Source organism: Methylococcus sp. S1M (genome assembly GCF_051295855.1).
GTDB lineage: Bacteria > Pseudomonadota > Gammaproteobacteria > Methylococcales > Methylococcaceae > Methylococcus > Methylococcus capsulatus.
In genome coordinates, this window is sequence record NZ_JBPDXO010000064.1 from 1 (window position 1) to 245 (window position 245).

1 pseudogene is annotated in these 245 nt (G+C 60.4%); it reads left to right on the forward strand.

The features are described 5' to 3' along the window. Positions 1-245, forward strand: a pseudogene (gene groEL, locus ACSHWJ_RS16080) (chaperonin GroEL); the annotation flags it as partial.

Below are 245 nucleotides of genomic sequence, written 5' to 3' on the forward strand. Positions count from 1 at the left end.
TGGCGCCCGTTGGTGATCGTCGCAGAGGACGTCGAAGGCGAGTCCCTGGCCACCCTGGTGGACAACAACATGCGCGGCATACTGAAGGTCGCAGCGGTGAAAGCGCCGGGCTACGGTGACCGTCGTAAAGCCAAGCTTGAAGACATCGACGTACTGACCTGCGGCACCGACATCTCCGAAGACAACGGCATCAGCCTGGAGAAGGAGACCATGTCCGATCTGGGTACCGCGAAGAAGGTCCAGAT